Source organism: Pedobacter cryotolerans, assembly GCF_005116475.1.
GTDB classification, from domain to species: Bacteria; Bacteroidota; Bacteroidia; order Sphingobacteriales; family Sphingobacteriaceae; genus Pedobacter; species Pedobacter cryotolerans.
Map to the genome: position 1 here is coordinate 1 of NZ_SWBO01000027.1, position 2,441 is coordinate 2,441.

General features: G+C 35.8%; 4 protein-coding genes. 2 read left to right on the forward strand and 2 right to left on the reverse strand.

Going from position 1 to position 2,441, the window contains the following annotated elements:
* Both FA045_RS18730 and FA045_RS18735 read left to right on the forward strand, forming a co-directional pair.
* Window positions 1-271 (forward strand): transposase (locus FA045_RS18730; protein WP_136873148.1); only part of this gene is annotated, 271 nt, incomplete at its 5' end.
* Window positions 264-1,343, forward strand: coding sequence for a tyrosine-type recombinase/integrase (locus FA045_RS18735; RefSeq protein ID WP_136878598.1), 1,080 nt, complete (start codon window positions 264-266; stop codon window positions 1,341-1,343). The genes FA045_RS18730 and FA045_RS18735, both read left to right, overlap by 8 nt.
* A gap of 197 nt (window positions 1,344-1,540) precedes the next feature.
* Here FA045_RS18735 and FA045_RS18740 read toward each other — a convergent pair whose 3' ends face one another.
* Both FA045_RS18740 and FA045_RS18745 read right to left on the reverse strand, forming a co-directional pair.
* Window positions 1,541-2,020 (reverse strand): hypothetical protein, encoded by a 480-nt coding sequence (locus FA045_RS18740; RefSeq protein ID WP_136878599.1) that lies wholly within the window; start codon window positions 2,018-2,020, stop codon window positions 1,541-1,543.
* Window positions 2,021-2,169: 149 nt separating this feature from the next.
* A partial coding sequence (locus tag FA045_RS18745) for a transposase (RefSeq protein WP_136873148.1) occupies window positions 2,170-2,441 on the reverse strand: 272 nt, incomplete at its 5' end.

Genomic DNA, 2,441 nt, shown 5'->3' on the forward strand with positions numbered 1-2,441 from the left:
CATACTCAGCCACTCCAAGTCTAGAATGATTGCCTTTAAAAAACTGGCTTTATGGTACAACAAGATAGAAGAGGCAGGTTTTAAATCATTTAACACAATAGCAAGGACTATCCAAAATAACTACGAAACGATATTAAATTACTTTGATAATAAATCCACAAACGCATCAGCAGAATCTTTTAATGCTAAAATCAAAGCCTTCAGGTCTCAATTTAGAGGGGTTAGAAACGTAAAATTCTTCCTGTTCAGGCTATCAAAGATATATGGCTAAATCCTCCCCAACTTTTACGCTTGATCCAGAATATTCTGGAAAGGCATTGAACTTGAACATCTTCCCTAACAAAGCAACAACTCATGAAAAGAAATTTGAACTCTTGGTGCAACTCAGAACTGAACTTGCTAACCGTATAAAAACAAATAACTACCCATTAAAGAAAACTGAGACTGAGGAAGTCCATCAGAAACCTAAGCACACAGTTGAGCAAGTATTGAGGATGGCATTGGATGCCAAGCTTAAAATGAAATTAAGTAATCGTTACAAAGACGATTTAACTTTGGTACACAGACAGTTTATAAGTTTTCTAACCGAACAGGAACTTAATCAACCATTCGATCAAATACAAGTAATAAAGCTTGAAGAGTTTTTAAGCAGATATAATTCATCTGGTACCTACTACATGAAGAAGCGGAGCGACCTATCTATTTTATTCTCCTCAGGTGGTAAACTTACAGGCAATCGTTCTATTGCTCGTGACACGCATACAGAAAGAGCAAAAGCAAAACTTCATACAGCTTATGATAAACAAAAGATGAAGAAATTGCTTGCCTATCTTAAAGAAGTTTCCCCGACACTGCACCTATGTTGCCTGTTCACCTATGGTTGTTGGCTTCGTCCACATGTTGAAGTGTTATCACTTTCAAAGAAGCAATTCAAGAATGACAACACAGAAATTCATCTTAGCGGATCAGAGAACAAAGGAGGAAAAGTAAGAATTGTTTATGTTCCAGACTATGTTAGAACTGAACTCGAAACCATAATTGAGAGACTTGATGACGATGTGAACATCTTCTCTGGAACTGTCGAAGTACTGAATAGGTTCTATTTTACAACACAATGGAAACGACTACGAATAGAAATGCTTGAAAAGAAACTAATTGAAGATGGTCAAACTATCTATTCATTCAGGCATACCGCCGCTGTTGAAGTTTACAGAAGAACGAAAGACATCTATCTACTGCAAAAACTTATGGGACATAGCTCAATCACCGTAACACAAAAATACTTACGCTCGTTGGGTGTTGTAGATATTGAGGAAATGAAAAACTTCGCTCCTACCCTCTAATTAATCACCTTTTAAAAAAGTAAAGAGATCTAAAAAGGCTACAACTATTTTTAACTGACGTTATCCGTGCTCTATCCAGCTGAGCTATGGAGGGAGAGTAAATATAAATCACCTTAATGACTAAAGCCCCAACAAGTCAATGAAGGGGCTCTAGTTGTTCTAATGACCTACTGGCTAAACATTTTATTTGTTAATTGTTAATCTTCGAGTTTAAGTTTAAACACTGGTTTGTAACCAACCAGTTGCTTTTTAACTTTACCATCTATTTCGATTTCTTGATATACTTCATGAACTATGAATAATGTAAAGAAATCATTTTCACAATTTTGCTTCCAACGACTTGAATAAGGCTTTAGACCAACTTCACGTCGAACTTCCGACACTATACCCATAATACCTGATGATGAATATATAGTATCGATAACGAAATTATCATACAGAGCATCGTGATACCTTTGTTCCGATTGTTTTGCATTGTTAAGCAACTCAATCTTCTCTACCACTGAATCAAAGTTATTCTTACCTCTACCTTCGATCAACGTAACCACTTTTAAAGTAAGCTGTTCATCGATCATCAAGGTTTTAAGGTAGTCATACTTCTGCTTCTGCATGTATGTTAAATCGTTATAATTAAGTACTGAATTAGGAACCAGCGGTTCCTCACTTGTGTTTTGCATTTGATTTTGAATTTAATAATCTCGCCACCTTCTAAATCATTTAGGTAGAAAGCCCACTATTGGATAAGCATATTTGCTTCTAAGTGGGCCAGAGTGAGATTTGTTAATGAAAACAGCTTATCGGATCAAGCGTAAAAGTTGGGGAGGATTTAGCCATATATCTTTGATAGCCTGAACAGGAAGAATTTTACGTTTCTAACCCCTCTAAATTGAGACCTGAAGGCTTTGATTTTAGCATTAAAAGATTCTGCTGATGCGTTTGTGGATTTATTATCAAAGTAATTTAATATCGTTTCGTAGTTATTTTGGATAGTCCTTGCTATTGTGTTAAATGATTTAAAACCTGCCTCTTCTATCTTGTTGTACCATAAAGCCAGTTTTTTAAAGGCAATCATTCTAGACTTGGAGTGGCTGAGTATGG